At 63.6% G+C, this 24,649-nt stretch carries 29 protein-coding genes; 7 read left to right on the top strand and 22 right to left on the bottom strand.

Annotated elements, in window-relative coordinates; all coding sequences use genetic code 11:
• The first annotated feature begins 46 nt into the window (after positions 1-46).
• Together K3178_RS11325 and K3178_RS11320 are read left to right on the top strand one after the other, a co-directional pair.
• Entirely contained in the window at positions 47-475 is a 429-nt protein-coding gene (locus K3178_RS11325) for a hypothetical protein (RefSeq protein WP_221571526.1), read from the top strand.
• A complete protein-coding gene (locus tag K3178_RS11320) occupies positions 465-1,175 on the top strand; it encodes a ribonuclease T2 family protein (RefSeq protein ID WP_345719897.1) in 711 nt (236 codons plus the stop codon). The genes K3178_RS11325 and K3178_RS11320 overlap by 11 nt, the downstream gene beginning before the upstream one ends.
• A 45-nt stretch (positions 1,176-1,220) precedes the next feature.
• Here the strand turns inward: K3178_RS11320 and K3178_RS11315 are convergent, their stop codons facing one another.
• The 3 genes from K3178_RS11315 to K3178_RS11310 form a co-directional block, all read right to left on the bottom strand.
• Complete coding sequence (locus K3178_RS11315; RefSeq protein ID WP_221571525.1) at positions 1,221-2,120, bottom strand: HupA family protein; 900 nt, start codon at positions 2,118-2,120, stop codon at positions 1,221-1,223.
• A gap of 156 nt (positions 2,121-2,276) precedes the next feature.
• Positions 2,277-2,402 (bottom strand): hypothetical protein, encoded by a 126-nt coding sequence (locus K3178_RS14325; protein ID WP_282098864.1) that lies wholly within the window; start codon positions 2,400-2,402, stop codon positions 2,277-2,279.
• A 53-nt stretch (positions 2,403-2,455) separates the two neighbouring features.
• On the bottom strand, positions 2,456-2,911 hold the full coding sequence (locus K3178_RS11310; protein WP_221571524.1) for a nucleoside deaminase: 456 nt from the start codon (positions 2,909-2,911) through the stop codon (positions 2,456-2,458).
• Between the two features lie 158 nt (positions 2,912-3,069).
• On the opposite strand from K3178_RS11310, the gene rpmB reads away from it, so the two are divergent.
• Entirely contained in the window at positions 3,070-3,357 is a 288-nt protein-coding gene (gene rpmB, locus K3178_RS11305; RefSeq protein ID WP_006832776.1) for a 50S ribosomal protein L28, read from the top strand.
• 55 nt (positions 3,358-3,412) lie between these two features.
• On the opposite strand, the gene K3178_RS11300 is transcribed toward rpmB, so the two are convergent.
• Genes K3178_RS11300 through xseA form a run of 4 tightly spaced genes read right to left on the bottom strand, consistent with a single transcriptional unit; the run spans position 3,413 to position 6,992 of the window.
• Positions 3,413-4,402: an esterase-like activity of phytase family protein gene (locus tag K3178_RS11300; RefSeq protein ID WP_221571523.1), complete on the bottom strand. Its 990-nt coding sequence runs from the start codon at positions 4,400-4,402 to the stop codon at positions 3,413-3,415.
• A gap of 14 nt (positions 4,403-4,416) precedes the next feature.
• Positions 4,417-5,352, bottom strand: coding sequence for a M23 family metallopeptidase (locus K3178_RS11295; protein WP_345719896.1), 936 nt, complete (start codon positions 5,350-5,352; stop codon positions 4,417-4,419).
• Complete coding sequence (locus tag K3178_RS11290; RefSeq protein ID WP_221571522.1) at positions 5,349-5,558, bottom strand: DUF2093 domain-containing protein; 210 nt, start codon at positions 5,556-5,558, stop codon at positions 5,349-5,351. Before K3178_RS11290 ends, K3178_RS11295 begins: the two co-directional genes overlap by 4 nt.
• Before the next feature lie 24 nt (positions 5,559-5,582).
• Positions 5,583-6,992: an exodeoxyribonuclease VII large subunit gene (gene xseA, locus K3178_RS11285; protein WP_221571521.1), complete on the bottom strand. Its 1,410-nt coding sequence runs from the start codon at positions 6,990-6,992 to the stop codon at positions 5,583-5,585.
• Here xseA and purD point away from each other — a divergent pair.
• The gene (gene purD / locus K3178_RS11280) at positions 6,991-8,268 is read left to right on the top strand and encodes a phosphoribosylamine--glycine ligase (RefSeq protein WP_221571520.1); all 1,278 of its coding nucleotides are present in this window, start codon (positions 6,991-6,993) and stop codon (positions 8,266-8,268) included. The genes xseA and purD overlap by 2 nt on opposite strands.
• 37 nt (positions 8,269-8,305) lie before the next feature.
• Positions 8,306-10,846 carry a zinc-dependent metalloprotease gene (locus tag K3178_RS11275; RefSeq protein ID WP_221571519.1) on the top strand — a complete coding sequence of 847 codons (2,541 nt, stop codon included), beginning with the start codon at positions 8,306-8,308 and terminating at the stop codon, positions 10,844-10,846.
• Positions 10,847-11,061: 215 nt separating this feature from the next.
• Here K3178_RS11275 and K3178_RS11270 read toward each other — a convergent pair whose 3' ends face one another.
• The 4 genes from K3178_RS11270 to K3178_RS11255 all read right to left on the bottom strand — a co-directional run bounded on the left by K3178_RS11270 (position 11,062) and on the right by K3178_RS11255 (position 15,319).
• Entirely contained in the window at positions 11,062-11,502 is a 441-nt protein-coding gene (locus K3178_RS11270; RefSeq protein ID WP_221553434.1) for a hypothetical protein, read from the bottom strand.
• 148 nt (positions 11,503-11,650) lie between these two features.
• Positions 11,651-12,781, bottom strand: coding sequence for an acyl-CoA dehydrogenase family protein (locus tag K3178_RS11265; protein WP_221571518.1), 1,131 nt, complete (start codon positions 12,779-12,781; stop codon positions 11,651-11,653).
• Positions 12,782-12,809: 28 nt separating this feature from the next.
• Complete coding sequence (locus tag K3178_RS11260) at positions 12,810-14,009, bottom strand: acyl-CoA dehydrogenase family protein (RefSeq protein WP_221571517.1); 1,200 nt, start codon at positions 14,007-14,009, stop codon at positions 12,810-12,812.
• A 314-nt stretch (positions 14,010-14,323) separates the two neighbouring features.
• A complete protein-coding gene (locus tag K3178_RS11255) occupies positions 14,324-15,319 on the bottom strand; it encodes an adenosine kinase (RefSeq protein WP_221571516.1) in 996 nt (331 codons plus the stop codon).
• Between the two features lie 122 nt (positions 15,320-15,441).
• Here K3178_RS11255 and K3178_RS11250 point away from each other — a divergent pair, with 122 nt between their 5' ends.
• Together K3178_RS11250 and K3178_RS11245 are read left to right on the top strand one after the other, a co-directional pair.
• Positions 15,442-16,128, top strand: coding sequence for an EI24 domain-containing protein (locus K3178_RS11250; RefSeq protein WP_221571515.1), 687 nt, complete (start codon positions 15,442-15,444; stop codon positions 16,126-16,128).
• Complete coding sequence (locus K3178_RS11245) at positions 16,121-16,552, top strand: hypothetical protein (RefSeq protein ID WP_221571514.1); 432 nt, start codon at positions 16,121-16,123, stop codon at positions 16,550-16,552. The genes K3178_RS11250 and K3178_RS11245 overlap by 8 nt, the downstream gene beginning before the upstream one ends.
• A 116-nt stretch (positions 16,553-16,668) precedes the next feature.
• Here the strand turns inward: K3178_RS11245 and K3178_RS11240 are convergent, their stop codons facing one another.
• The 11 genes from K3178_RS11240 to K3178_RS14395 form a co-directional block, all read right to left on the bottom strand.
• Complete coding sequence (locus tag K3178_RS11240; RefSeq protein WP_221571513.1) at positions 16,669-17,028, bottom strand: HesB/IscA family protein; 360 nt, start codon at positions 17,026-17,028, stop codon at positions 16,669-16,671.
• Positions 17,028-17,531, bottom strand: coding sequence for an SUF system Fe-S cluster assembly protein (locus K3178_RS11235; RefSeq protein WP_221571512.1), 504 nt, complete (start codon positions 17,529-17,531; stop codon positions 17,028-17,030). The genes K3178_RS11240 and K3178_RS11235 overlap by 1 nt, the downstream gene beginning before the upstream one ends.
• Positions 17,528-18,757 (bottom strand): cysteine desulfurase, encoded by a 1,230-nt coding sequence (locus K3178_RS11230; protein WP_221571511.1) that lies wholly within the window; start codon positions 18,755-18,757, stop codon positions 17,528-17,530. The genes K3178_RS11235 and K3178_RS11230 overlap by 4 nt, the downstream gene beginning before the upstream one ends.
• Entirely contained in the window at positions 18,754-19,509 is a 756-nt protein-coding gene (locus K3178_RS11225) for a SufD family Fe-S cluster assembly protein (RefSeq protein ID WP_221571510.1), read from the bottom strand. The genes K3178_RS11230 and K3178_RS11225 overlap by 4 nt, the downstream gene beginning before the upstream one ends.
• On the bottom strand, positions 19,506-19,898 hold the full coding sequence (locus K3178_RS11220) for a hypothetical protein (protein ID WP_221571509.1): 393 nt from the start codon (positions 19,896-19,898) through the stop codon (positions 19,506-19,508). Before K3178_RS11220 ends, K3178_RS11225 begins: the two co-directional genes overlap by 4 nt.
• The gene (gene sufC / locus K3178_RS11215) at positions 19,898-20,647 is read right to left on the bottom strand and encodes a Fe-S cluster assembly ATPase SufC (protein WP_221571508.1); all 750 of its coding nucleotides are present in this window, start codon (positions 20,645-20,647) and stop codon (positions 19,898-19,900) included. Before sufC ends, K3178_RS11220 begins: the two co-directional genes overlap by 1 nt.
• Positions 20,634-21,158, bottom strand: coding sequence for an endonuclease domain-containing protein (locus tag K3178_RS11210; protein WP_221571507.1), 525 nt, complete (start codon positions 21,156-21,158; stop codon positions 20,634-20,636). Before K3178_RS11210 ends, sufC begins: the two co-directional genes overlap by 14 nt.
• The gene (locus K3178_RS11205; RefSeq protein ID WP_221571506.1) at positions 21,155-21,397 is read right to left on the bottom strand and encodes a hypothetical protein; all 243 of its coding nucleotides are present in this window, start codon (positions 21,395-21,397) and stop codon (positions 21,155-21,157) included. Before K3178_RS11205 ends, K3178_RS11210 begins: the two co-directional genes overlap by 4 nt.
• The gene (sufB, locus tag K3178_RS11200; protein ID WP_221571505.1) at positions 21,397-22,878 is read right to left on the bottom strand and encodes a Fe-S cluster assembly protein SufB; all 1,482 of its coding nucleotides are present in this window, start codon (positions 22,876-22,878) and stop codon (positions 21,397-21,399) included. The genes K3178_RS11205 and sufB overlap by 1 nt, the downstream gene beginning before the upstream one ends.
• The gene (locus K3178_RS11195; protein ID WP_221571504.1) at positions 22,875-23,285 is read right to left on the bottom strand and encodes an SUF system Fe-S cluster assembly regulator; all 411 of its coding nucleotides are present in this window, start codon (positions 23,283-23,285) and stop codon (positions 22,875-22,877) included. Before K3178_RS11195 ends, sufB begins: the two co-directional genes overlap by 4 nt.
• Before the next feature lie 100 nt (positions 23,286-23,385).
• Positions 23,386-24,255: an AraC family transcriptional regulator gene (locus K3178_RS14395; protein WP_221571503.1), complete on the bottom strand. Its 870-nt coding sequence runs from the start codon at positions 24,253-24,255 to the stop codon at positions 23,386-23,388.
• Positions 24,256-24,649 lie beyond the last annotated feature (394 nt).

Below are 24,649 nucleotides of genomic sequence, written 5' to 3'. Positions count from 1 at the left end.
GCGTTGCACTCCCTCCCGCATCGCAGATGCCATCAGGGAGGGACGTGTGGCAAAACCCGATTCAATCAAGAAATTCGACCTGCTCTATATCGGCTCGGTCGTCGTAGGCCTGCTCGGCATCGTTTTCGGCTGGGACATGATGATGGACCAGATGAATGCGGAAATGGCGACACAGGGCATCGAAGCCGACAGCGGCATAGGCAGCGGCGCGATCATCGCCGGCGTAGTCTTCGGCGTGGGCATCAGCATGGCATTGTGGTTCCTGATCTCGATCCTGCGGATCGAGTTCGTCAAATGGATCCTGATCCTCTTCGTCCTGTGGAGCATTTTCGGCATCTTCGTCGGGCTTTCGACCACCGGGTTCGACATGATGCAGATCACCGGCATCGTCAGCACGATCATGTCCATCGCGGCGATCTACATGCTGTTCCAACCGGACGCGAAGGAATGGTTCGCGGCCAAGCGTGGCGCCTAGACGCCTCATATCGAAGATAGGTATCGCCTGCGCGGCAGCGGCATTGCCGCAGGTCGCGCAGGCACAATCCTTCCAGTGCCGGCTTCCGCAAAGGGTCGAGCTGCCTGCGCCGGAAACCGAGCGCCCGCGCCGCCTGCCGGTTACCGGCTATACGCTGGCGCTGACGTGGTCGCCCGAATTCTGCCGCTTCCGCGAAAGCTCGGCCAAGCATGCCCGCCAGTGTTCGGGACGCGAGGGTCGCTTCGGTTTCACCGTCCACGGCCTGTGGCCCGAAAGCGGAGACACATGGCCGCAATGGTGCGGCGGCGGGGACTTGCCAGCGAGCGAGGCGCGCAGGAACCTCTGCATGACCCCCGACGCGGCGCTGCTCGTGCATGAATGGGCCAAGCACGGCACCTGCATGACGCGCCGCCCGGAGACCTATTTCAAGGTCACCCGCATCCTGTACAATGGCCTGCGCTTTCCCGATTTCGTGCGCATCAGCCGCGAGGACAATCTCACCGCAGGCAAGATCCGAACGCGCCTCGCCGACGCCAATCCGGGCTGGTTTCCCGAGGCCATCGGCGTGCACCTCGACAAGAAGGGTTGGCTGGAAGAGGTGCGCCTCTGCTACGACGAGCGCTTCATGCCGACCCGCTGCAATACCTCCCTATACGGGGCGGGAAATGACAGGCCGGCGAAGATCTGGCGGGGACTCTAGCGCCTCTGCCAAAGGCCGGGCACCATCCGACAACTGCCGTTCGCCTCAATTGCAGGTGGCACAGACCGGATATCGCAAAACTGTCCTCCACCGCGCCCAGGTGCCGCTCTGATCCCAGCGTACGGGTGCATCGAAATAGACGCCAATCTCGTTTGCCGAGGCCCCGAAGAGGCGACCGCGAAGCAAGCCCTGGCTGGGTGCGCCTTCGATCGTCAGCTTCGCGACGAATGTGCCATCGGGCAGAATGTCGGCAGGCTCGAGGATTGCCGTCTCCTTCGGGCCGGGCGGGTAGAAGCCGCCGCCGTCGAAATAGCTGGTGATCGATCCGCTTACCTTGCCCGTTGAGAAATCGACCTCGATTGCAGCTTGCGGGCTCGTGTCGGTCACGAAAATCCTGGAACCCGTGTCCGGCAGGCTGCCCGCAGGGACAGGGATGCCGTAGATTGCTTCAGCGTAGACGAAGGGCGTAACCCCGTCTGCCGATTGCCAGTAGATCTTGCGCGAACTCTCACCGTCGAGAAGCAGGGTCACGTACGCTCCGGCCGTCGTTCCGTCCGCTTGGACAATCGAAAAGGCACTCGGATTGCGATCCTCACCGGAGAAAGTATAGACGAGCTTGCCACTGCCAAGGTCGGCGAGCGAGATCAGGTAGGTCTTTTCCGAGGACGACCATTCAAGCGAGCCCTTGTCTCCTGCCAGTGCGAGCTGATCCGGCTCATCCGACCGAGAAACGGTCTGGTAGCCGACCATTTCGAATTGCATATCCTGAGTGAGCCCGAAGGGTGCGAGCGGAAGATTCGCCGTCGCAGGTGGGTCGGGCGTATTGCCGCCACCACCTTCGCTCGACGGGGGTGCGCTTGCAGGTGAATCGTCACCTCCACACGCGGCGAGCGCAAGAACCGACAGCGCTGCAACAAAGACTTTGATACCATGGGCACATTGCATGGACACCTCCTCGCACCAATCGGTGGTGAAGATGCTGGGAAGCGGCCGCTATAGCCATGATGGGACGATGATGTTTCGCTGATGCTTTTGGCAGCGCCTGCGAGAACCTACGCGTAGCGCGGGGCTGGCGCGGTCATTGGAAGTGAGGCCTGCCGCCTATTGTCGCGAGGCCCAAATCCCGCCGGCCACCGCCAGCCCGATGCCGGGGATCACTCCGAAAAGCTTGTAGCCGCCGAAAGCGATGACAGCGACGCCGAGCCAAAGCATTGTCTTGCCGTCCATGATGCAAACCCTCCTCCAGACATGCCGTTTAGGATCGGTCTATGAGGAAATGATTAGCGCCTCGCGCTGAAAAAAGCGCGCAGCAGCTCTGCCGCTTTCGCCTCGCCCATTCCCGAATAGACCTCGGGCCGGTGCAGGCATTGCTCCTGCTCGAACACCCGCGCGCCGTGTTCGACCGCACCGCCCTTGGGATCGCTCGCGCCGTAATAGACCTTGCCCAGCCGCGCGTGGACGATGGCGCCGGCGCACATGGCGCAGGGCTCCAGCGTGACCCAAAGTTCGCAGTCGGTCAGGCGTTCCTGCCCCAGCGCCTCGGCCGCGCGGCGAATCGCCAGGACCTCCGCATGGGCGGTAGGATCGCAGGTCTCGCGCGGGGCGTTGTGCGCCTCGGCGATTATCTCCCCGCCGCGCGTGATGACCGCGCCCACCGGCACCTCGCCCGTAGCCGCACTCGCCTCGGCGAGGTCGAGCGCGCGTTTCATCGGTTGCGGAAGGGTCCAGGACGACATATCTGCCGCCTCGCTAGCCCGCGCCCCGGCAAGGCGCAACGTGCTTGACGATTCGGCTACCCGCCGCTATGCGCGCCGCTTTCCGGGAATAATGAGCCCCGCACCCGCTTGTCGCGGCCAAGGGAACTCGCCCGCCCATTCGAACGAAGAGACTTATCATGTCGCGTATTTGCGAACTCACCGGCAAGGGCCGCCAGGTCGGCAACAATGTGAGCCACGCCAACAACAAGACCAAGCGCGTCTTCCTGCCCAACCTGCAGAACGTCACGCTGATGAGCGAAAAGCTGGACCGCAGCTTCAAGTTCCGCGTCTCGACGCAGGGCCTGCGTTCGGTCGAGCACAATGGCGGCCTCGACAACTGGCTGATGAAGACCAGCGACGAGAAGCTTTCGGCCAACGCGCTCAAGGTGAAGCGCGAGCTGAAGAAGGCTGCCGCCGCTTCGTAAGAGCTGGCGGCGCTTCGGCGCTGATCCTATCGGGATACGAAAAGGCGCGCGGGGTCTACCTGCGCGCCTTTTGCCGTGTCTGCGAGGGGTTCCTCGCCCAGCGCAGCTTGAGCAGCAGCGTGCGCTGGTAGCGGTTGAAATTGTCGTCCGAGATCATCCAGGCGATCCAGTCCCCGCCATCCTCGCTGGTCACGGTGATGCCTTCGTAATTGTCGGTCGGGAAGGGCGTGTCGATCGTCGCCACCTGTCGCAATCCGATGGTGGCTCCGCGCCTGATCATCGCTGGATCGAAGACCGCCAGCCTCACCTTGAAGCTGTAGGGCCAGCCGAAGGCGAGCTTGCGCAGGATCACGACCACGCGGCCGTCGGGCAGTCTTGCCGCGTCGGACGGGGTATAGCCCTCCTCTCCCTCAAGCACGAAACGCGTGACCTCGTCGCTTTCGACCGGATCGCCGGAGAAGAGCAGTCCGCGATGCCGCCCTCCGCCCATATCCGCCTCGGCGATGACGAGGAAACGCCCGCCCGGCATGCGGACCATCGATTCCGCCCCGGCATTGAGCGGCCAGTGCTTCATCGCCTCCGGCCTATTATGCGAATGGCGCGGGCGGCTGGGCGAGAAGCGGCGGATACGGTTGTTGGTCTCGATCGCGACCCAGCTCCGGCCGGTGGCAGGATCGATGGCCAGCGCCTCCACATCCGCCCGGTCCTCCGGCAAGCGCGGGAAGCCCGGCAACGAAGTGATCTGCGGCACGCCCGTTTGTTCGCTCGGCATCGGGATTTCCAACAGCCGCCCGCGATCGCTCGCAGCTAAGAAAGAACGATCGGGCAGGCTTTCCAGTGCCGAATATCCGCCGAACCAGTCGTTCTCGCTGGATAGCTGCCACACCCCCTCGAGGCTCAAGGGTCCGCTCGTTGCCGCCTCGAATGCAAGCTCCGTCATCGTGACCGGCGAGCCATAATCGCGCACGACCTCGCTGCGCAGGAAAGTCCCGGGCGCGAGCGCTAGCGCCACCAGCACGGCCAGCCATTTGCGTTTGGCCCCCATGGGCGCGCCTTTCGTCAGGGCATGGGCGGAAGGAACAGCAGCGGATCGAGCCGCTTGTCCTTCCACACGAGGCTCCAGTGAAGGTGCGGCCCGGTTGCGCGGCCCGAAGAGCCGATGCGGCCCAGCGGCTGCCCCTGCTTCACCGCCTGCCCCTCGGACACCAGCAGCGCCGAAGAATGGAGGAAGGCGCTGTTCAGTCCCTGCCCGTGATCGATGATGAGCAATTGCCCCTCGAGACTGTAATCCTGCTCTGCCAGCACCACGGTGCCGTCTGCGGGTGCAACATAGGTCGTACCGGCGCCGCCAGCGATATCGAGGCCCGAGTGATAACTGCCGGGCTCACCGCGATAGATGCGCTGCGAACCGAAGCGGCCCGAAATGCGCCCCGTGACGGGCCAGATGAAATCCTTTCGCCACCCCTGTGCATCGGTATCCTTCTGGCGCGAGGTCCAGATGGCTTCGAGCTCCACGGCGCGCCGCTTGCGAAACGCCTCCGAAGATGTCGAGGGCCGGAGCGCGACATTGACGTGCTCGATGTCCCAGGAGCGCGGCTTGATCGCCAGCTCGCGGGTCACGACTTTCCCGCTGGCAAGCGTCGCTTCGAGCTGCGCCACGGGCCCTTCATCGCGATCGAATGCCGCGAAGAACGCGCCATTCACATCGAAATCGATCTCCTCATCGCCCAGCCGCGCCGATACCGTGCCCATCGGGACGAGGCCCTTGATCCAGCCGCCCTGTTCAAGCTTGCCGGATATGCGGAATTCCTCGCGCACCGGAGCTGGCGGTGCAGGGATGGCGGGCGGCAGCTGCCCGGCAGGCGGGCGCGCAGGCCCCGAGGCCGTCGACGGAGTCGGCGTGGGTGCAGGCTCCGGCCGGGCGACGGGCTCGGCAGACAGGGCACATGCAGTCGTAGCGAAAAAGAGGAAAGGCGCGACCCGATAGAGCGTCACGGCTTCAGCCGCTCGGTCGCGAGCTGCGGCGTGGCATAGGCCTCCTGGTGCTCGACCGACCAGTAGCGCAATTCCTCGAGCGGGATGGGTACGCCGCTTGCCGCGCAGAACACGTGGTTGCCGGTGCGCAGGACGCGAAAGCCGTTGGGGCCGTAGTGCAGCTTGGCCTCGCCGGAGGAGGGGCCGGAATTCTTGTTCATCAACATGGGTCGCGCCCTAGCAGCTGAAGCCTAACCAAACAAATCGTCCTGTGCGGGCGGCGTTCCCTTTTTCGCCGGTTTGCGCCTGGGGGCGGGTGCAGCGGCGGGCGGCGAGGCTTCGCCGGTGGAAACGGCCACATCGCCATCGCGGAACTTGAGCGTCAGCGCCGCGTGCTTTGCCGCAGCAGCCGCATCGGTCAGTGTGCGCCCTTCCGGTCCGACCACGCGTACATAGCCGCGCTTCAGCACATTATCGGGATCGAGCGAGACCATCAGCCGCGAGGTCGCCGCTAATCGCTCCTGCGCCTGTTGGAGGCGGCTCTTGAGCAGCGGCGCGTTCAACCGCGCGCGGTCCGATTGCAGCCGTTCGCGTGCCCGTGCCGCCCTTTCGCGCAGGCCATGGCCGAGGCGGGTGGCCAGATCGTCGAGCCTCTGCGCCTGCGGCTGCAGAAGGGCTTCGGGCGAGGGCAGCCGGTCGGCGCGCGCCTCCAGCCTTTCGCGGCCCAGCTGCACGGGCCTGAGGATCGCGCGTTTCTTGCGGGCGCCGAAATCGGCAAGAGTGGCGGCAAGTTCGGCGCGGACCGGCACGGCAATCTCCGCCGCCGCAGTGGGCGTGGGGGCGCGGCGGTCGGCGGCGAAATCGGCGAGCGTGGTGTCGGTTTCGTGCCCCACCGCGCTGATCGTCGGGATCGTGCACTCGGCGATGGCGCGCACCACCTCTTCCTCGTTGAAGCTCCACAAATCCTCGATCGAGCCGCCCCCGCGTGCAACGATGACGAGGTCGGGCCGGTCGGGATTGCCCTCCGGCATTGCCGAGAACCCGCGCACGGCATTCGCGACCTGCGATGCAGCACCCTGCCCCTGCACCAGGACGGGCCACACGACCACGCGGCTCGGGAAACGGTCCGCCAGCCGGTGGAGAATGTCGCGAATGACCGCACCCGTTGGCGAGGTGACCACGCCGATGGTGCGCGGGAGGAAAGGAAGCGCGCGCTTCCGCCGCTCGTCGAACAGGCCTTCTGCCGCCAGCCTTGCGCGGGCCTTTTCGAGCAGCGCCAGCAAGGCCCCCTCGCCCGCCAGTTCCATCCGCTCGACAACGATCTGGTATTTGCTGCGCCCCGGATAGGTCGTCAGCTTTCCGGAGGCGATCACTTCCAGCCCGTCCTCCGGCTGGAACGGCAGGCGCTGGGTATTGCCGCGCCACATGACCGCATCGATCACCGCCTTTTCGTCCTTCAGCGCCGCGTAGAGATGGCCCGAGGCCGCGCGCTTCACCCCCGACAATTCGCCGCGCAGCCGGACGAACCCGAAGCGGTCCTCCACCGTGCGCTTCAGAATGTTCGAGATTTCGCTCACCGACAGCGGCTCGGCGTTGTCGCCGGGGCGGGGCTTCGCTACCAGACCGTCAGTGTCATCATCGGGTGGGAAATCTGCGGCCATGAATATCCTTTTGCTCGGCAGCGGCGGGCGCGAACATGCGCTGGCGTGGAAACTGGCGCAATCGCCGATGTGCGACAAGCTGTGGGCGAGCCCCGGCAACCCCGGCATGGAAGAATGCGCTACCTGTGTCCCGCTCGATAGCAGCGACCATGCGGCCGTGGTCAAGTTCTGCGAGGAAGAGGCCATCGGCCTCGTCGTGATCGGCCCCGAAGGCCCGCTGGTCGAAGGCTTGGCCGACAGCCTCGAACAAGCTGGCATCCTCAGCTTCGGCCCCTCGAAAGCCGCCGCGCAGCTCGAAGGCAGCAAGGGCTTCACCAAGGATCTGTGCGAGCGCGCAGGCATCCCCACCGCCAAATACTACCGCACCGCCTCGCTCGAAGAGGCATGGGGTAAATTGAAGCGCTTCGATGCCCCCTTCGTGCTCAAGGCCGATGGTCTCGCAGCAGGCAAGGGCGTGGTCATCGCCGAAACGCGCGAGGAGGCGCAGCACGCGCTGTCCGAGATGTTCGATGGCAAGTTCGGCAGCGCGGGCGCCGAGGTGGTGATCGAGGAATTCCTGACCGGCGAGGAGGCCAGCTTCTTCGCACTCACCGACGGCGAGACCATCGTGCCGCTCGCCAGCGCGCAGGACCACAAGCGCGTGGGCGATGGCGACGAAGGCCCCAACACCGGCGGCATGGGCGCCTATTCGCCCGCCCCCGTGCTGACCGACAAGCTGCGCGAACAGGCGATGAAGGAAATCATCGAGCCCACCGTGCGCACCATGCGCGAGGAAGGCATGCCCTATTCCGGCGTGCTCTATGCCGGGCTGATGCTGACCAAATCGGGCCCGCAGCTGATCGAATACAACGTCCGCTTCGGCGATCCCGAATGCCAGGTGCTGATGATGCGGCTGGAGAGCGACCTCGTCGAATTGATGCTCGCCTGCGCCGAGCGACGGCTGGGCGAGATCGAACCGCCGAAAATGAGCGACGATTTTGCGCTGACGGTGGTGATGGCGGCAGAGGGCTATCCCGGTACGCCGAAGAAGGGCGGCAGCATCGACTTGGGAGAATCCGAGGCAAACGGCGCCAAGGTCTTCCACGCCGGGACCAGCCGCGAGGGCGACCAGCTCGTCGCAAGCGGCGGCCGCGTGCTCAACGTCACCGCAAAGGGCTCAAGCGCCACCGAAGCCCAGCGCGCGGCCTATGCAGCCGTCGACGCGATAGATTTCCGAGACGGCTTCTGCCGCCGTGATATCGGGCAAAGGGAAGTGCGCCGCGAACGGCACGGCTGAAGGCCGGAACAAAATATATTTCAAGGAGAGGAATCGGATGAAAAAGTGGATCTTGCTGGCCAGTGCGGCGCTGCTTTCGGCAACCGGGGCGCAGGCCAAGGACAAGGATAAGGACAAGGAATCCGGCGAGGAGGAAAAGAAGGATATTGCCGCCTTCGTTTCCGATTTCACCAAGACCGAGGGACTGTTTCCCCTTTATCGCGACCCCGAAACCGGCGAAATCTACATGGAGATCGACGCCTCGCAGCTGGGCGACGAATTCATCTACTTCACCTACACCGAGAACGGTCCCGTCGAAGCGGGCCACTTCCGCGGCAACTTCCGCGACAACCGGATCGTGAGCTTCAACCGCCGGTTCGACCGTGTCGAGGTGGAGGCGATCAACACCAGCTATTACTTCGATCCCGACAATGCGATTTCGCGTGCAGCCACGGCCAATGTCGCGCGCGCACCGCTCGCCAATCTGCCCATTGCCGCGGAAAGCAAGGACGGCCGGCGCGTGCTGATTTCGGCCGACGAGCTGCTCGAAAACGAATCGCTCCACCAGGTTCGCCCCTGGCAGGACCCGGATTCCAAACCGGGGCAAAGTTTCGCGCTTGGCGAGCTGTCCAAGGACAAGACGCGTATAGCCGAAGCGATCAACTTCCCTGAAAACACCGATTTCCGCGTCGAGTATGTTTTCGACAATCCCAAGCCCGTCAATTACGGCAACCCCGACATAACCGATGCCCGTTCGGTGGCGATCCTGGTCCAGCATTCCTTCCTTGAAATGCCCGAAGCGGGATTCGAACCGCGCTTCGACGATTACCGGGTGGGCTACTTCACCAGCCAGGTCGACGACCTCACCTCCGATTCCTTCACGCCCTACCGCGATGTCATCAATCGCTGGCGCCTGCAGAAAAAGGACCCGGGCGCACAAATCTCCGATCCGGTAAAACCGATCACCTTCTGGATCGAGAATACCACACCGCTCGAATTGCGCGGGATGATCCGCGATGCGGCGCTCACGTGGAACACGGCCTTCGAAGCGGCGGGGTTCTCCAACGCGATCCGGGTGGAAATCCAGCCCGACGATGCCCGGTGGGATGCCGGCGACGTGCGCTATAACGTGCTTCGCTGGACCTCCTCGCCCAATCCGCCTTTCGGTGGTTACGGGCCCAGCTTCACCAACCCGCGGACCGGCGAGATTCTCGGCGCCGACATCATGCTCGAATACAGCTTCATCACCCGCGGCGTGCGGCTGACCGATATCTTCGGCTCACAATCGGCGAGTTCCGGGCATGACCACCAGGGCCGCGATTGCGACCTCGGCGACCGCCTCAAGGCGGATCTGATGACCGCGCGCATCCTGGCCTCGGCGCAGGGCGTGGCAGAGGTGCAGAACGACCCGCTCGTGCGCCAGTATCTGTATTACCTGATCATCCACGAGATCGGTCACACCCTGGGGCTCAACCACAACATGCGCTCCACCAGCACGGTCGATCTCGACGCGCTGGACACGCCGGGCGTCCTCCCGACCAATTCGGTCATGGACTATCCCGCGGTCAACCTCGCGCGGCCTGGTGAAACGCAGGGCCAGTATGCCATCGACCGCCCCGGCCCCTATGACATCTGGGCGATCCAGTTCGGCTACACCCCGGAAAACGCCGCTATCGACGGCATCCTCGCGCGTTCGACCGAGCCGCAACTGGCTTTCGGCAACGATGCCGACGACCTGCGCGCACCCGGCCGCCACATCGATCCCCGCGTGATGATCAACGACCTGTCGGACGATCCGATCACCTGGGCCGGGCAGCATGCCGCACTGATGGACCAGGCCATGCTCGACCTGCCCGACCGCGTGCTCGAACCGGGCGACAGCTACCAGTCGCTGGTCACCAGCTACGCCCTGTTGTCGCAGCAGAAATATCGCGCCGCCGAGGTGGCATCGCGCTGGATCGGCGGGGTATTCAACAACCGCTCCAATGTCGGCCAGTCGGGCGCGCAACAGCCCTTCGTCCCGGTCCCCGCGGCAGAGCAGCGACGTGCCCTGGCGACTGTATACCGCATCGCCCTCGCGCCCGATGCCTTCGCGGCAGGCGAGAACCTGCTGAACCGCCTGCAAATCCAGCGGCGCGGATTCAATGCGTTTGGCGAGCGGATCGACCCGCAGCCGCATGACCGCGCCCTGACGATGCAGCGCGGCCTGCTGAACCACCTGCTCCACCCCAATGTGCTGTCGCGCCTGACCGATGCACGCCGATATGGCGGGACCTATTCGGTCGCCAGCTACATGGACGAGCTGACCGGGATGGTATTCGATGCCGACAAGGCGGGGGCAGTCAACACCTACCGCCAGAACCTGCAGATCGAATATGTCACCCGCCTGCTCGCGGTCGCTGGCGGCAAGGGCGGCGGCATGCAGCAGACACCGGTCGGGCCGCAGGCGCAGCCGAATTTCGACTATGTCGCGCGCTCGGCAGCACTCGCCAGCATCAGGGAGATAAAGGCGATCGCCTCGGGCGGCTCGGCCAACGCGGAAACCCGCGCGCACCGCGGCCACATCCTTTCGCTGATCGAGGAATTCGAACGGCGCTGATGCGGCGGTTGCACTAAAGAAAAGCCCCGCCTTGCAACCGAGGCGGGGCTTCTTTGTTCTGCCAGTGCGCGAAGCGCGCCGCGAGCGGCATGGGTGAATTGATCGGCCGCCGGGAATGTCAGCTATCGGGCAACGCGAGAGTTAACCGATAGGACTGAAATTGGGTGGAAAGCTGCCGGTCTGCTTAGCGCGCCAATCTGTCGATAAGAGACATATTATGCCAAATCTGCCAGCTTCTTCCATCTGCGTTGGCGATGAGAATAGAAGAGCTTTGCGAAGAGGGCCACAAATGGCGTGAGTACGCCAGCGGATACGTCCACGCGGTCAGTATAGTAAGTTCCCTCTCCTTCAGACCGGACAAAAATCCAATGGTCCCACTTCTTGGCCATGGTGCCATGTCCATTGTCCCGCAACGTCATCGGTGGTGCATCGGGAGGATACTCGATCCCAATAGTTTGATTGCCGACTGGAAGGACACCAAAAAGGCGCATGCTGGCAGCATAGTCTCCTTCTTTCCAAACAGACGGAAAGGCGGATGCTTTTGGTCGAAATTGAATGAGAGGTCCCGCCACGAAGTCTAAAGTAGAGGACTGCTGCACACGCTCCCAAACCCATTCCGGTTTCTTGGGAAGCCAGCAACTGAGTTCGACGCGCATCGGACTATCTCGCGATTAGCTTTCGAGGTCAGCTTATGGCGAGCTTCGAAGGTGAGGTCTAGAACCGCAATCGGGTCGTTAGCGGACTGACCGCAACCGGCACGGTTGGTCCGAGAAGCCGCACCTACGGCCCCTCGGATTTTCTCAATCAACCCAGCGAAACGTGCCGCTTCAAATGGTGGTCCACATTGCCGAATTCGTTCTCGAAGATCGTCAGCCGCTTGAAGTAGTGACCCACCGCATATTCGTCGGTCACGCCGTTGCCGCCGTGGATCTGGACCGCTTCCTGCCCGATGAAGCGCGCCGACTGGCCGACGCCGACCTTGGCTGACGAGGCCGCGCGCTTGCGCTCCTTTTCGCCTGCGTCGAGCTTGATCGTGGCGAGATAGGTCAGCGAAACCGCGGTCTCGTAAGCGGTGTACATGTCGACCATGCGGTGCTGGAGGACCTGGAACTTGCCGATCGGAACGCCGAACTGCTTGCGCTGCTTCGAATATTCGAGCGTCATGGCGTGCGCGACCTTCATCGCTCCGCAGGCCTCGGCGCACTGGGCGGCGATGGCTTCGTCGGTGACCTGCTCGATCAGCGGCAGGGCACCGCCCTCTTCCCCGATCAGCGCATCGGCGGGGACCGAGACGTTCTCGAAATAGACTTCCGAGGCACGGCGGCCGTCGACGGTCTCGTAATCGCGGGTGGTGATGCCGTCCGCGCTCTTGTCGACGATGAAGACACTCACGCCCTCGCGGTCGCGGCGATCGCCTCCGGTGCGCGCGGTGACGACGAAATGGCTCGCCCAGGGCGCGCCGATGACGACGGCCTTGTGGCCGTTGAGCACGTAGCCGTCGCCGTCCTTCTTCGCGGTGGTTTCAAGGTCGGCATAGTCATAGCGACCGCGCGGTTCGGCATAGGCGAAGGCGAAGACGCGGCTGCCGTCGATGATGGCGGACAGGTGCTCCTCGCGCTGGGACTCGCTGCCCGCGTGCTTGAGGAAGCCGCCCGCGCAGACCACGGTGGGGACGAAGGGTTCGACCACCAGGCCCTTGCCGAATTCCTCCATCACGATCATCGCATCGACCGCGCCGCCGCCGAAGCCGCCGACGTCTTCGCTGAAGGGCATGCCGAGGATGCCTAGCTCGGCCAGCTGCGCCCAGATCTCGGGCCGCCATCCGGCCTCGCTCTCGATGGCCTTGCGGCGCGTTTCCCAGTCGTACTGCTCGCGGACGAGGCGCGACAGACCGTCGCGAACCATGTCCTGTTCTTCGGTGAAGTTGAAATCCACGGGGTCTCTCTCCGCTAGAACTCTGGCCTTAGAGGCCGAGGATCATTTTCGTGATGATGTTGCGCTGGATCTCGTTCGATCCGCCGTAGATCGAGGTCTTGCGCATGTTGAAATATGTTTCCGCCGCATGCGCCGAATAGTCGGGGCCGACCGGATATTCGTTGCTCCCGTCGTCGTTCGCGATGCTGTGATAATAGGGCGCGGCATAGCTGCCGACCGCCTCCAGCGTGAGCTCGGTCAGGCGCTGCTGGATTTCTGTGCCCTTGATCTTGAGGATCGAGCTTTCCGGTCCCGGGCCGTTGCCCGCCTGCTCGCCCGCCAGCGTGCGCAGTTCGGTGATTTCGAGCGCGGCGAGGTCGATTTCGAGCTGGCTCACCTTGCGGGCGAAATCGAAGTCCTCGATCAGCGGCGCGCCATCGAGCGTTTCGTTGGCAGCAATTTCGCGCAGCTTTTCCACGCCGCGTTTCGAGCGCGCGACACCTGCAATGCCGCTGCGTTCATGGGCGAGCAGGAACTTGGCGTAGGTCCAGCCCTTGTTCTCTTCGCCGACGAGGTTTTCGACCGGCACGCGCACGTCGGTGAGCCAGGTCTCGTTGACCTCGTAACCGCCGTCGAGAAGCTTGATCGGCTTCACTTCGACGCCGGGCGTTTTCATGTCGACGAGGATGAAGCTGATGCCTTCCTGCGGCTTGGCGGCATCCGGATCGGTGCGGCAGAGGAAGAAGCCCCAGTCGGCATATTGGGCCAGCGTGGTCCAGGTCTTCTGGCCGTTGATGACATAGTGGTCGCCATCGCGCACCGCGGTTGTCTTGAGCGAGGCGAGGTCGGAGCCTGCGCCCGGTTCGGAATAGCCCTGGCACCACCACACCTCGCCGCTGCGGATGCCGGGGAGGTGCTTCGCCTTCTGCTCTTCATTGCCGAAAGTATAGATGACGGGGCCGACCATCGACACGCCGAAGGGCAGCGGCATGACCGCATTCACCCGCGCATTCTCCTCCGACCAGATATAGCGCTGGGTCGGGGTCCAGCCGGTGCCGCCATATTGCTCGGGCCATGCGGGGACCGACCAGCCCTTTTCGCCGAGGATCTTGTGCCAGGCGAGGAAATCCTCGCGCGAGAGGTCTTCGCGCAGGCCCACATCGCCAAGGTGCTCGGGATAGTTTTCTGCGATGAAGGCGCGCACTTCGTCGCGGAAAGCCTGCTCTTCGGGGGTGAAATCGAGATTCATTGCGTCGCTCTCCGCTGGTCATCCTCTCGCGCCCGGATTTGCGGGCTGCGTCGCGGGATTTCCTTCACCATGCACGGCGGCGGCGCAAGGTTGCGAAGTGAAATTCTTTCGTGCCCGAGGAGGGGCGGAAATGTCTTTCCTACAGCTCTGCCGCTACGGTACGGCGGGGACGGCTCCTTGAAAAAGCGCGCCTATGACGCACTAAAAAAGCCCCGCCTTGGCAGCGGGGCTTTCGTGGTTTTTTGCAGTTGCGCCCTTGGAAACGAATCAGCCGGCGGGGCGGATGTACTTCGTCAACTTGCGCGAAGTGCAACTCAGCCCAGCTTCTCCGCCACCAGCGCCTTCAGATCCTTTTCGGAGCGGGCACCGATATGGCTGATGATCTCGCCCGCACAGATTGCGCCCATGCGTAGGCAGGTTTCGAGATTCTCGCCGCGCGTGTGGCCGGTGAGGAAGCCTGCGGCGAAAAGGTCGCCTGCGCCGGTGGTGTCGACGACCTTGTCGATCGGCTCGGCAGCGACTTCGGCGCGGTTGCCGTTCTCGATCGCGACTGCACCCTTGGCGCTGCGGGTGGCGACCAGGGTCGGGACCTTGTCTTCCAGGGCAGCGAGGCCCGCGTCGAAATCATCCTCGCCTGTAAGCGTCGCAAGTTCGTGTTCGTTGACGAAGAGGATGTCGATCTTGCCTTCGTCGATCAGCGCCCGGAAATCGTCGCCGTGGCGGTCGATCACGAAGCTCTCGCTAGCGGTGAAGGCCACCTTGCGGCCCGCATTGCGCGACACGTCGATCGCGCGGCGCATGGCGCTGCGGGGTTCTTCGGGGTCCCAGAGATAGCCTTCGAGATAGAGCACACCTGCGCTGGCAATGAGGTTCTCGTCCAAGGCGGCGGGCGGCAGGAACTGGCTCGCGCCGAGGAAGGTGTTCATCGTCCGCTCGCCGTCGGGCGTCACGAAGATGAGGCAGCGCGCGGTCGGCGGGTCACCTTCGCGGGGCTGCGTGTCGAAATCGATGCCCACTGCGCGGATGTCATGCGCGAAGATATCGCCCAGCTGGTCCTTGGCGACCTGGCCGACGAATGCGCACTGCGCACCCAGCGCGGCCATTCCGGCGAGGGTGTTGGCCGCCGAGCCTCCCGAAATTTCCGTCGCGCGCCCCATGGCATCGTAAAGCTCTTTCGCGCGCTCGGTATCGACGAGGGTCATCCCGCCCTTGGCGAGACCCAGCTCCTCGATGAGTTCGTCTTCGCAGGGTGCCATCACGTCGACGATGGCATTGCCGATCGCGACGACGTCGTAACGGGGGTCGGTCATGTATACTCCAGTGGGAATCTTGGGCTTGGGGGAATCTCGTCGGGCGCGGTTAGCGGTTCGTCGCGTGATCGCCAAGGGCGGCGTTGACTTGTGGCGCCGGCCAAGCGATCTCCGGCCCCACGATGATGTCGCTCCCCCGTGCCCTAGCCTTGTCTTTCAGCCAGTTGGGCGATCCGGCGATCCTCAAGGTCCTGGGCAAGAGCCTGATGATCACACTGGCAATCTTTCTCGTGCTGGGTTGGGCAGCGAGTTTCGGGTTCGAGGCCTTCTTCGTATGGGCGGGAATGGAGGGCGGAGGCGGTGCCGGAGCGCTGCTCGCCATCCTCGCCACCTTGATCGGAGCATGGCTGCTGTTCCGCTTCGTCGCATTATTCGTGCTGCAGTTCTTTGCCGAAGACGTCGTCCGGGCGGTCGAAACGCGGCACTATCCGCAAGAGGCGGGCAACGCACGGTCGCTCGCGCTGCGCGAAGAAATGGCCAATGGCATCAAGTCGACGACGCGCGCCGTGCTCGCCAACATTATCGCCCTGCCCTTTGCAGCGCTGCTGCTGGTCACCGGCATCGGGACCGCGATCCTGTTCTGGGCGGTCAATGCCTTCCTCCTCGGGCGCGAATTGCAGGACATGGTCTGGCTTCGCCACCGGCAGGACGAGACCGAAATCGCCCCGCTCGGGCAGGGCCGGCGTTTCGTTCTCGGCGGGGCAATTGCGGGGCTGCTGATGGTCCCGTTCCTCAACCTGCTCGCGCCCGTCCTTGGCGCGGCGAGCGCAACCCATATGGTCCACCGCGGGAGAGGCGGAATTGCGTAGTCTACTCGGCCTCGTCGCGCTATCGGCGAGCCTGTCGGCCTGTGTCAGCGTGCCTGCAAGCTACGAGACGCGCCCAGCCGAAAGGCCGGTCACCTCCACGCGCCCGCCACCGCAGCAGCCGGTACAGCCCGCCCCGTCATCGCGGGGTTTCATTGCTCCCAAGGTCATGGACCAGCCTGGCCTCGAAGGGGTGATCGGGCGCGATGCGACGGCGCTCGCCAATATGTTCGGCGCCCCCCGGCTGGAGGTGAAGGAGGGCGATGCGATGAAGCTGCAGTTCAGCGGCGCGCCCTGCGTGCTCGACATTTACCTCTACCCGCTGCGTCCGGGCGGACAGCCGAGCGCAACGCATGTCGAAGCCCGCCGCGCGAGCGATGGCGAGGATGTCGATCGGGCCGCCTGTGTGAGAGCACTCAGAAGGTAGATTGGGCCAGGTTCGAGCGAGAAGGTGCCCCGACGAGAACCGGCGCGCATCGGACATTCAGTCCGTGAGCACCGGAAGCGCAGGCCGGGTGCATTCGCAGCCGGACCTTGGTCAATCTAGACCATGAAGCTCTCGCCGCAGCCGCAAGCGCCCTTGGCGTTGGGGTTTTCGAACACGAAGCCGGCGGAGAAATCGTCCTCCACCCAGTCCATCGTGCTACCGATCAGGTACAGCACAGAGGCCCCGTCGATGTAGAAAGTGCCGCCGGGCGTTTCGATCTTCTCGTCGAACTTGGTTTCTTCGGTGACGTAATCGACCGAATAGGCAAGTCCGGAACAGCCTCGACGCGGGGTGGACAGCTTGACCCCGATGGCATCCTCGGGAGCCTTCGCCATCAGTTCGGCAATGCGCTTTTCCGCACCGGGAGTAAGGATCACGGCTGCCTTGGGGGCGGGGCGGGTCTTGGCGTCGCGCATCACAGCATCCCCAGTTCGAGGCGCGCTTCGTCGGTCATCTTGTCGGGACCCCAGGGCGGATCCCAGACCAGGTTTACCTCTGCATCGCGCACGCCCGGTACGCTTGCCGCGCGCAGCTCGACTTCGCCGGGCATGCTTTCTGCGACCGGGCAGTGCGGCGTAGTGAGCGTCATGATGACGGTGACATCGCATTCGTCATCCACCTCGACGCCGTAGATTAGGCCGAGGTCATAGATATTGACCGGGATTTCGGGATCGTAGATTTCCTTGAGCGCTTCGATCACCGCCTGCTGCAGCTTGCCGCCTGCACCCGTGGCGCTCTCGGCCTCAGGCTGCTTCTGGAGAAAGCCTTCGAGATAGTCGCGCTTGCGCTCGAGCTTTTCGCCCGCGGTCTCGTCAGGGTCGACGGCGTCCGAAACCCGCGCGCGTGGTGGTTTGCCGACCACCGTATCGGCAGGCGATGGGGCAGCGATGAAATCCTGTTCGTCGGAAGGCTTGTTCATCCGAAAATCCTCCGGGTCCTTTCAATTCCGCGCAGCAGCGCTTCGATATCGCTTTCGTCGCTGTAGAGGCCGAAACTGGCCCGCGCGGTAGCGGGAACGCCGAGGTGGTCCATCAGCGGCTGTGCGCAGTGGTGGCCGGCGCGGATCGCGACATTCTCTTCGTCCAATATGGTGCCGAGATCGTGCGGGTGAACCCCTTCGAGCGCGAAGGAGACGATACCTGCGCTTTCCTCTGGCCCGAACAACGTGACGGCATTGGATTTACGCAATTCTTCCCGAAGCTTGCGCGCCAGACCTGCCTCATGCTCGAACAGACGATCGGGGCCGAGCGCATCGACATAATCGATGGCGGCATGGAGCGCGATCGCCTCGGTGATCATCGGGGTCCCTGCCTCGAACCGCTGCGGGGGCGGGGCATAGGTCGTGCCGTCGAAAGCCACCTTTTCGATCATCGCGCCGCCGCCTTGGTATGGCGGCATTTCGTCGAGAACCTCCTCGCGTGCCCACAGCACGCCGATGCCGGTCGGGCCGTAGAGCTTGTGCCCGGAGAAGGCGTAGAAATCGCAGTCGAGTGCAGCCATGTCTAGCGCCAAGCGCGGGGCAGCCTGGCACCCGTCGAGCAGGATCTTCGCGCCAACAGAGTGGGCGAGGTCAGCGGCCTTGCGCGCATCGAGCACAGAACCAAGGACGTTCGAAACATGCGCCAAAGCAACCATTTTGGTTCGCGAGGTCAGCGTAGCTTCCAGCGCGCCGAGGTCTATCCGGCCATCCCCGGTCAGCGGGCAAACGTCGATTTCCGCTCCGGTCCGCTCGGCAAGCATCTGCCAGGGCACGATATTCGAGTGGTGTTCGAGCGTGGAAAGAACGATCCTGTCGCCCTCGCCGATGCGCGTCACGCCCCAGGTCGCCGCGACCAGGTTGATCGCCTCGGTCGCGCCGCGAACGAATACAATTTCGTTTTCGGATCTGGCGCCGATGAAGTCCGCAACGCGGCGACGGGCCGCTTCGTAGCCCAAAGTCATCTGCGCCGAGCGGCCATAAACCCCGCGGTGGACCGTCGCGTAATCGCGGCCCAGCGCGCGGCTCATCGCCTCGATAACCGCCTGCGGCTTCTGCGCAGAGGCAGCGGTGTCGAGATAGTGCCAGACATCGCCATCCGGCGTCACAAGGCCGGGGAAGTCGGCCTTTCGCGCCGAAACATGCGGAAGGGTGTCCGTCTCGCTCACAGGTGCTTGTCCAGCTTGTCGAGCGCGACGTGCAGCAGGCGTTCGTGCGCCTCTTCATCGTCGAGCGCGACGAGCGCATCGCCGATGAAGGCCTGCACCAGCAGTCGCCGCACAAGATCGGGGGAAAGGCCACGTGCCGCCATATAGAAGCGCGCGCTTTCATCGAGCTGGCCGACCGTGGCGCCGTGGGCACATTTCACGTCGTCGGCGAAAATCTCGAGTTGCGGCACGGCGTTCACGCTCGCGCCCTTCTCAAGCAGCAAGCCCTTGAAATCCTGCGCCGCGTCGGTCTTCTGCGCATGGCGCACGACGTCGATCGCACCGAGGAAGTTGCCCGTCCCCTTGCCCCAGTGGACACTGCGGACGGTCTGGTTGCTCGTCGCCTCCGGCTCGGCATGGACCACATGGGTAACGAATTCGCGCACGGTGTCGCGCCCGCCGACGGTAATGCCGCCCATCTCGAAGTGAGCGCCACGCCCCAAGGTCACTTCGACTTCGACGCGCGCATAATCCGCAGAAGCAATGACGCCAAACAGTTCGCAGCGGGCATCATCGCCGAGATTGACCCGCAACCGGACAAGCTCGGTTTCCCCCGCATTCTCGTCGCTTATGACGATCAGTTCACGCAGTGTCTCGCCTGCCGCCACGTCGATCTGACGCCAGCTATCCAAATCCCCGGCGCGCAGTTTCTCTACCGCGGCATAGCGCCACGCCTCGTCCCTGCGGGTGGGTAGGTCCAGCGTTCCGGTCACAGCGAGGCCCTGACGATTGCGATCCGGCGCACGCCTTCACGGTGCGCCTTCTCGACGCAGGGCTGTACCTCGTCCATCACCTCGCGCATTTTCGCCTTGCGGTCTGCGGCAGGCGCGTCGGAAGCAGCGATGGCATCGAGTTCTTCAACCCGCGGCGCGTAGCAACCGACCATCGCACCGCAGCGCAGGAGGTCGACTGCCTGGTCGCCCGAACTCTGCTCCATCCGGCAGGTGAGCTTGCCGTCCTCTTTCTTGTAGACGCCGCCCTGCCACTTATCGAGCGTCCGGTTGATGGCGACGACTTCCTTGGCAATCGCCTCCTCGCTGGGCATTTCGGCGGCCGCAGGCGCGGCGGCCTGCACGATGAGAAGAGTGAGCGCGCCAAGCATTACGCGGCCTCCATCACGGCGTCATAGCCTTCGTTTTCGAGGCGCAGCGCAAGATCCGGGCCGCCGGTCATCACGATGCGGCCCTTGCTCAGGATCGAGACCTTGTCCGGCTTCACCACTTCGAGCAGGCGCTGGTAGTGGGTAATAAGCAGGACGGCCTTGCCCGGCGCGCGCATGATCGCATTGATGCCCTCGCCCACCACGCGCAGCGCGTCGATGTCGAGGCCGCTGTCGGTCTCGTCGAGCACGGCGAAGCTGGGATCGAGGATGCCCATCTGGACCATCTCGGCGCGCTTCTTCTCGCCGCCCGAAAAGCCGACATTCACATTGCGCTTGAGCATGTCCATGTCGAGCTTGAGTAGTACGGCTTTTTCCTTCGCCAGCTTGAGGAATTCGCCGCCGGTGAGCGGTTCTTCGCCGCGCTGCTTGCGCTGTGAATTCAGGGCCTCACGCAGGAACTGGACGTTGGAGACGCCGGGAATTTCGACCGGGTACTGGAAGCCGAGGAAGAGGCCAGCCGCCGCGCGTTCGTGCGGCTCCATGTCGAGCAGGTCCTCGCCGTTGAACGTCACCGAGCCGCCGGTCACTTCGTAGCCGGGACGGCCGCCGAGGACATAGGACAGCGTCGACTTGCCCGCGCCATTGGGGCCCATGATCGCATGGACCTCGCCCGCCGGGACTTCCAGCGTGAGGCCGTTCAAGATCTGCTTGCCGCCAATTTCGGCGGTGAGGTTATCAATCTTCAGCATTGTCATTCCTGGTGTAGCGGGGCCGCGGGGCGCTGTTGCGCTGGTGGTCGCGGCGGGCCTGCTGCTTGTCGGCGATGCGGCTGCGCATGCCGAGGGTGATGCGTTCGAGGACCTTGTCCATGTCCTCGAGGATGTCGTTGGCGGCGATCCGCATCACGCGGATGCCGACCGCCTCGAGGCTCTTGTCGCGGCGCTTGGCGAGCGTGTCGTCCTGCCCTTCTTCGTCGATCATGATGGCCATGCCGAGCTTGTGACAGTTGAAGTCGACGATCGCGCTGCCGACCACGGCGTGGCGCTTGAAGGTGAAAGGGCCCATGTTCGCGCCGGCGAACTTCTCGGCGAGCGCCTTGTGCGCCTCGGTCGAGTGCCGCCGCATATCGCGCGCCTGCTCGTGCAGCGCATCGAGCCGCTTCTCCGAAATCTCCCACCCGCGGCCCTTCTTCTTGAGCGCAGGCGCGGCGTCGGCGGTTTCGCTAGGATCGCGAAGCTGGAGGGTCTTGCGGTCAGTCATTTCGCCCTCGCAAATGAGATAGCTAGTTTGTGCCCGTCGAGGAAACCTTCGTCCGCCCGGTTGTGCGGAGTTCCTTCGGTCGAGAAATATTCGAGTGAAGTGTCTTTCTGGCCTGCCGCCCGGACTTCTGCGGGCATGCTTTCATCGAACCACCACACATCGCGCTTCGACCATTCGCCAAAGGAGCCCGACAGGCCGTGCTCCTTCGCAAGGGAAACGAGGCCCTGAATGCCAGTCATCACCCCACACTCCCCTCAAGCGAAATCGCCAGCAGCTTCTGCGCTTCGACGGCGAACTCCATCGGTAGCTCTTTCAGCACCTCTTTCGCGAAGCCGTTGACGATCAGCGCGATGGCTTCCTCGTCGTCGAGGCCGCGCTGCATGGCGTAGAAAAGCTGGTCGTCGCTGATCTTGCTGGTGGTCGCCTCATGCTCGATCTGGGCGCTCGGGTTCTTCACCTCGATGTAGGGCACGGTGTGAGCGCCGCATTCGTCGCCGATCAGCAAGCTGTCGCATTCGGTTCGGTTGCGCACGCCGTCGGCATTGGCCGCCACGCGCACGAGGCCGCGATAGGTGTTGTTCGACTTGCCCGCCGAGATACCCTTGGAAATGATCGTCGAGCGGCTACCACGTCCGTTATGAACCATTTTGGTTCCCGTATCGGCCTGCTGGTAGTTATTTGTAACCGCAACGGAATAAAACTCGCCCACGCTGTCTTCGCCGTTGAGCACGCAGCTAGGGTATTTCCACGTCACCGCGCTGCCGGTTTCGACCTGCGTCCAGCTGACCTTGCTGCGCGCACCTTGGCACAGGGCGCGCTTGGTGACGAAATTGTAGATCCCGCCCTTGCCGTTCTCGTCGCCCGGATACCAGTTCTGGACGGTCGAATATTTGATTTCGGCATCTTCCAGCGCGACCAGCTCGACAACTGCGGCGTGGAGCTGGTTTTCATCGCGCATCGGCGCGGTACAGCCTTCGAGATAGCTGACGTAAGAGCCCTTTTCGGCCACGATCAGCGTGCGTTCGAACTGGCCCGTATTTTCGGCATTGATGCGGAAATAGGTGCTGAGCTCCATCGGGCAGCGCACGCCTTCAGGCACGTAGACGAAGGTGCCGTCCGAAAAGACCGCGCAGTTCAATGTCGCGAAGAAATTGTCCTTCTGCGGCACAACCTTGCCGAGCCACTTTCTTACGAGGTCAGGATATTCGCGGATCGCCTCGCTGATCGACATGAAGATGACGCCCGCCTTCTTCAGCTCTTCGCGGAAGGTCGTGGCGACCGAGACACTGTCGAACACCGCGTCCACCGCGACCTTGCGCGCGCCCTTCACCCCGGCGAGCACTTCCTGCTCGGCAATCGGGATGCCGAGCTTTTCGTAGGTCTCGCGGATTGCGGGATCGAGCTCGTCGAGCGATTCCAGCTCGGGCTTCTTCTTGGGCGCGGCGTAGTAATAGGCGTCCTGGTAATCGATTTCGGGATAGCCGAGCTTCGCCCAGTCCGGCTCTTCCATCTCCTGCCACATGCGGAAGGCCTTGAGACGCCAGTCGAGCATCCATTCGGGCTCGTTCTTCTTGGCCGAGATGAAGCGGACCGTATCCTCGGTCAGACCCTTTTCGGCAAATTCGGTCTCGATGTCCGAGGACCAGCCGTGCTCGTATTCGGCTGCCTTGGCGGCAGCTTCCTTCGCTTCGCGGTCCTGGATGTCCACTTGCTCGTTCACGCGAGTTCCTTTTCCTGCGCCAGTTGCACGAGGCTGATGCCAGCCAGCGCGCTGCGCAGCGTTTCATTCACCAGCGGCCAGTGCGGCCGCACGCGGCAATCGTGATCGACCGAGCAATCATTGCCTTCGATACAGGCGGTGAGTGCAATCGGCCCCTCCACCGCCTCGATGATATCGGCCAGCGTGATCGCCGCAGCCGGACGCGCCAGCTGCAGTCCGCCGCCTGCGCCGCGGACCGAGCGCAGCAGGCCCGCCGCGGTCAACTTGCTCACCAGCTTCTGCACCGTAGGCGCAGGAAGGCCGGTCTCGGCCGCGAGTTCGGACGCACTCACCCTGCCCCCGCCGCAATGGCGGGCTGCCTGGCTCATCGTGACGACAGCGTAATCTGCAAGGTTCGAAAGGCGCATAGTTTTTAATCGGACGATATCGGTCCGATTAACCAGCTATGAGCGGAGGCCGGGATTTTCAACGGAAAACCGCCAATTGCGAGTCGTTAGCAACTAGACGTCAGTCGCCCTTCTTTGCCAGTTCCTCGTCCTGGTTGCCGCCGAACAGGTCGACCGAGCCATAGCCCGGCTCGCCCAGCGTGGCCTTCACCACCGAATCTACCTTGGGCTGGAGGCGGCGCGGCGTGCGCCCGGTGAAGTGGCGGATTTCCTTGATCATATGCGCCTGGTCGTAAAATGCCTCGCGGATCTCCGCCTCGAGCTTGGGCGAGAGTTCCGGCATCGCAAGCAGCGTCGCGGCGCGAATGGCCCTGTAGCGGCGGATCAGACGAACGGGCGGCTGTCCGAAGAACCGCGTCACGAGGCGCTGCACCTGGCGTTCGGAATAGGGGAGCTTGTCCAGCAAATTGGCAATTTCCGGCTTTAGCGAGGACGACAACCATTCGAGCGTGCGGTCGATCACCTGCAAATGCCGTTCGGAGAGCTGCGAAATCCCTTCGCGGACGATCGCGGCGAGTTCTTCCAGCGCCGCACCCTCGTCCATGTCGCCCGAACCGGCTCTCTTCGCGACGTCCTCGGTCCGCTGCGCAAGCTCCGGGCGGAGGCCTCTGTCGATCGGCACATAGCGGTCGCAATAGTCGTCGACCGCCAGCCCCGTTAGCGCTGCCCAGCCCCTGAAGTTGAGCGATACGCCGAGCATCCTTGTGTTGGGTTCGAGCGAGAATTCATGCGACTGCGTCAGGGGGCATTGGAAAACAGGCCCCTTGGCCATTCCGTGGCCTCCGTTTGCGAAGCGCATGGCTCCGCCGCCGTCCAAAACGAGCAGCATCTGGCCGGAATAGGCCGGCATCCGGTCCGTAACGGGCTGACTGCCTACGCGAAGGATGTAGAGGGAATTGAGATATGGTTCGAGATCGGGCGGCGATGCCACCCACTCGAATTCATATGGCTCTTCGCCCGATTGCCCCCGGTCGTTTATTTCGGCGCCCCTGTTGCTTTTCTATTTTGGATGTTCGTGACCTGCTGGCTTGCGCCACAGCAATCGACGCGTCAACGTTTTCCACCATCATCGAGGGTGGGGGCCGGGCCGGAAAACAACCTTCCGAAAGAGGCACAGGGGACGCAACACAAAAAAAGGGCGGCCCACTTGGAGCCGCCCCTTGTAGGTGAGAACTCGTTGCATTGCTGCCTCGAGCCCTTCGGGTCGCAGGGGGATATCTAGCGAATCCCTGTTACAATTGATTGTATGCACGCGACATGGATTGATGCTCCAAAGCATTTTGGCGGAATTTTACAAAAGCGCCTCGCGCCGGGACATTGTGTTG

Origin of the sequence: Qipengyuania sphaerica (assembly GCF_019711595.1) — a bacterium.
Classification (GTDB): Bacteria; Pseudomonadota; Alphaproteobacteria; order Sphingomonadales; family Sphingomonadaceae; genus Qipengyuania; species Qipengyuania sphaerica.
The sequence above is the reverse complement of the archived record's forward strand: the minus strand, read 5'-3'. Positions and strand labels throughout refer to the sequence as shown.

Excerpts from the sequence above, each read along its gene's own strand:
- K3178_RS11275 (WP_221571519.1), top strand. The coding sequence starts at position 8,306 with ATGAAAAAGTGGATCTTGCTGGCCAGTGCGGCGCTGCTTTCGGCAACC.
- K3178_RS11235 (WP_221571512.1), bottom strand. The coding sequence starts at position 17,531 with ATGAACAAGCCTTCCGACGAACAGGATTTCATCGCTGCCCCATCGCCT.
- sufC (WP_221571508.1), bottom strand. The coding sequence starts at position 20,647 with ATGCTGAAGATTGATAACCTCACCGCCGAAATTGGCGGCAAGCAGATC.
- xseA (WP_221571521.1), bottom strand. The coding sequence starts at position 6,992 with ATGGCCGCAGATTTCCCACCCGATGATGACACTGACGGTCTGGTAGCG.
- K3178_RS11300 (WP_221571523.1), bottom strand. The coding sequence starts at position 4,402 with ATGGGGGCCAAACGCAAATGGCTGGCCGTGCTGGTGGCGCTAGCGCTC.
- K3178_RS11260 (WP_221571517.1), bottom strand. The coding sequence starts at position 14,009 with ATGAATCTCGATTTCACCCCCGAAGAGCAGGCTTTCCGCGACGAAGTG.
- K3178_RS11195 (WP_221571504.1), bottom strand. The coding sequence starts at position 23,285 with ATGCGCCTTTCGAACCTTGCAGATTACGCTGTCGTCACGATGAGCCAG.
- rpmB (WP_006832776.1), top strand. The coding sequence starts at position 3,070 with ATGTCGCGTATTTGCGAACTCACCGGCAAGGGCCGCCAGGTCGGCAAC.
- K3178_RS11255 (WP_221571516.1), bottom strand. The coding sequence starts at position 15,319 with ATGACCGACCCCCGTTACGACGTCGTCGCGATCGGCAATGCCATCGTC.
- K3178_RS11205 (WP_221571506.1), bottom strand. The coding sequence starts at position 21,397 with ATGACTGGCATTCAGGGCCTCGTTTCCCTTGCGAAGGAGCACGGCCTG.
- K3178_RS11220 (WP_221571509.1), bottom strand. The coding sequence starts at position 19,898 with ATGCTTGGCGCGCTCACTCTTCTCATCGTGCAGGCCGCCGCGCCTGCG.
- K3178_RS11210 (WP_221571507.1), bottom strand. The coding sequence starts at position 21,158 with ATGACTGACCGCAAGACCCTCCAGCTTCGCGATCCTAGCGAAACCGCC.
- K3178_RS11240 (WP_221571513.1), bottom strand. The coding sequence starts at position 17,028 with ATGCGCGACGCCAAGACCCGCCCCGCCCCCAAGGCAGCCGTGATCCTT.
- K3178_RS14325 (WP_282098864.1), bottom strand. The coding sequence starts at position 2,402 with ATGGACGGCAAGACAATGCTTTGGCTCGGCGTCGCTGTCATCGCTTTC.
- K3178_RS11310 (WP_221571524.1), bottom strand. The coding sequence starts at position 2,911 with ATGTCGTCCTGGACCCTTCCGCAACCGATGAAACGCGCGCTCGACCTC.
- K3178_RS11290 (WP_221571522.1), bottom strand. The coding sequence starts at position 5,558 with ATGTTGATGAACAAGAATTCCGGCCCCTCCTCCGGCGAGGCCAAGCTG.
- K3178_RS11315 (WP_221571525.1), bottom strand. The coding sequence starts at position 2,120 with ATGCAATGTGCCCATGGTATCAAAGTCTTTGTTGCAGCGCTGTCGGTT.
- K3178_RS11270 (WP_221553434.1), bottom strand. The coding sequence starts at position 11,502 with ATGCGCGTCGAACTCAGTTGCTGGCTTCCCAAGAAACCGGAATGGGTT.
- K3178_RS11250 (WP_221571515.1), top strand. The coding sequence starts at position 15,442 with ATGATGTCGCTCCCCCGTGCCCTAGCCTTGTCTTTCAGCCAGTTGGGC.
- purD (WP_221571520.1), top strand. The coding sequence starts at position 6,991 with ATGAATATCCTTTTGCTCGGCAGCGGCGGGCGCGAACATGCGCTGGCG.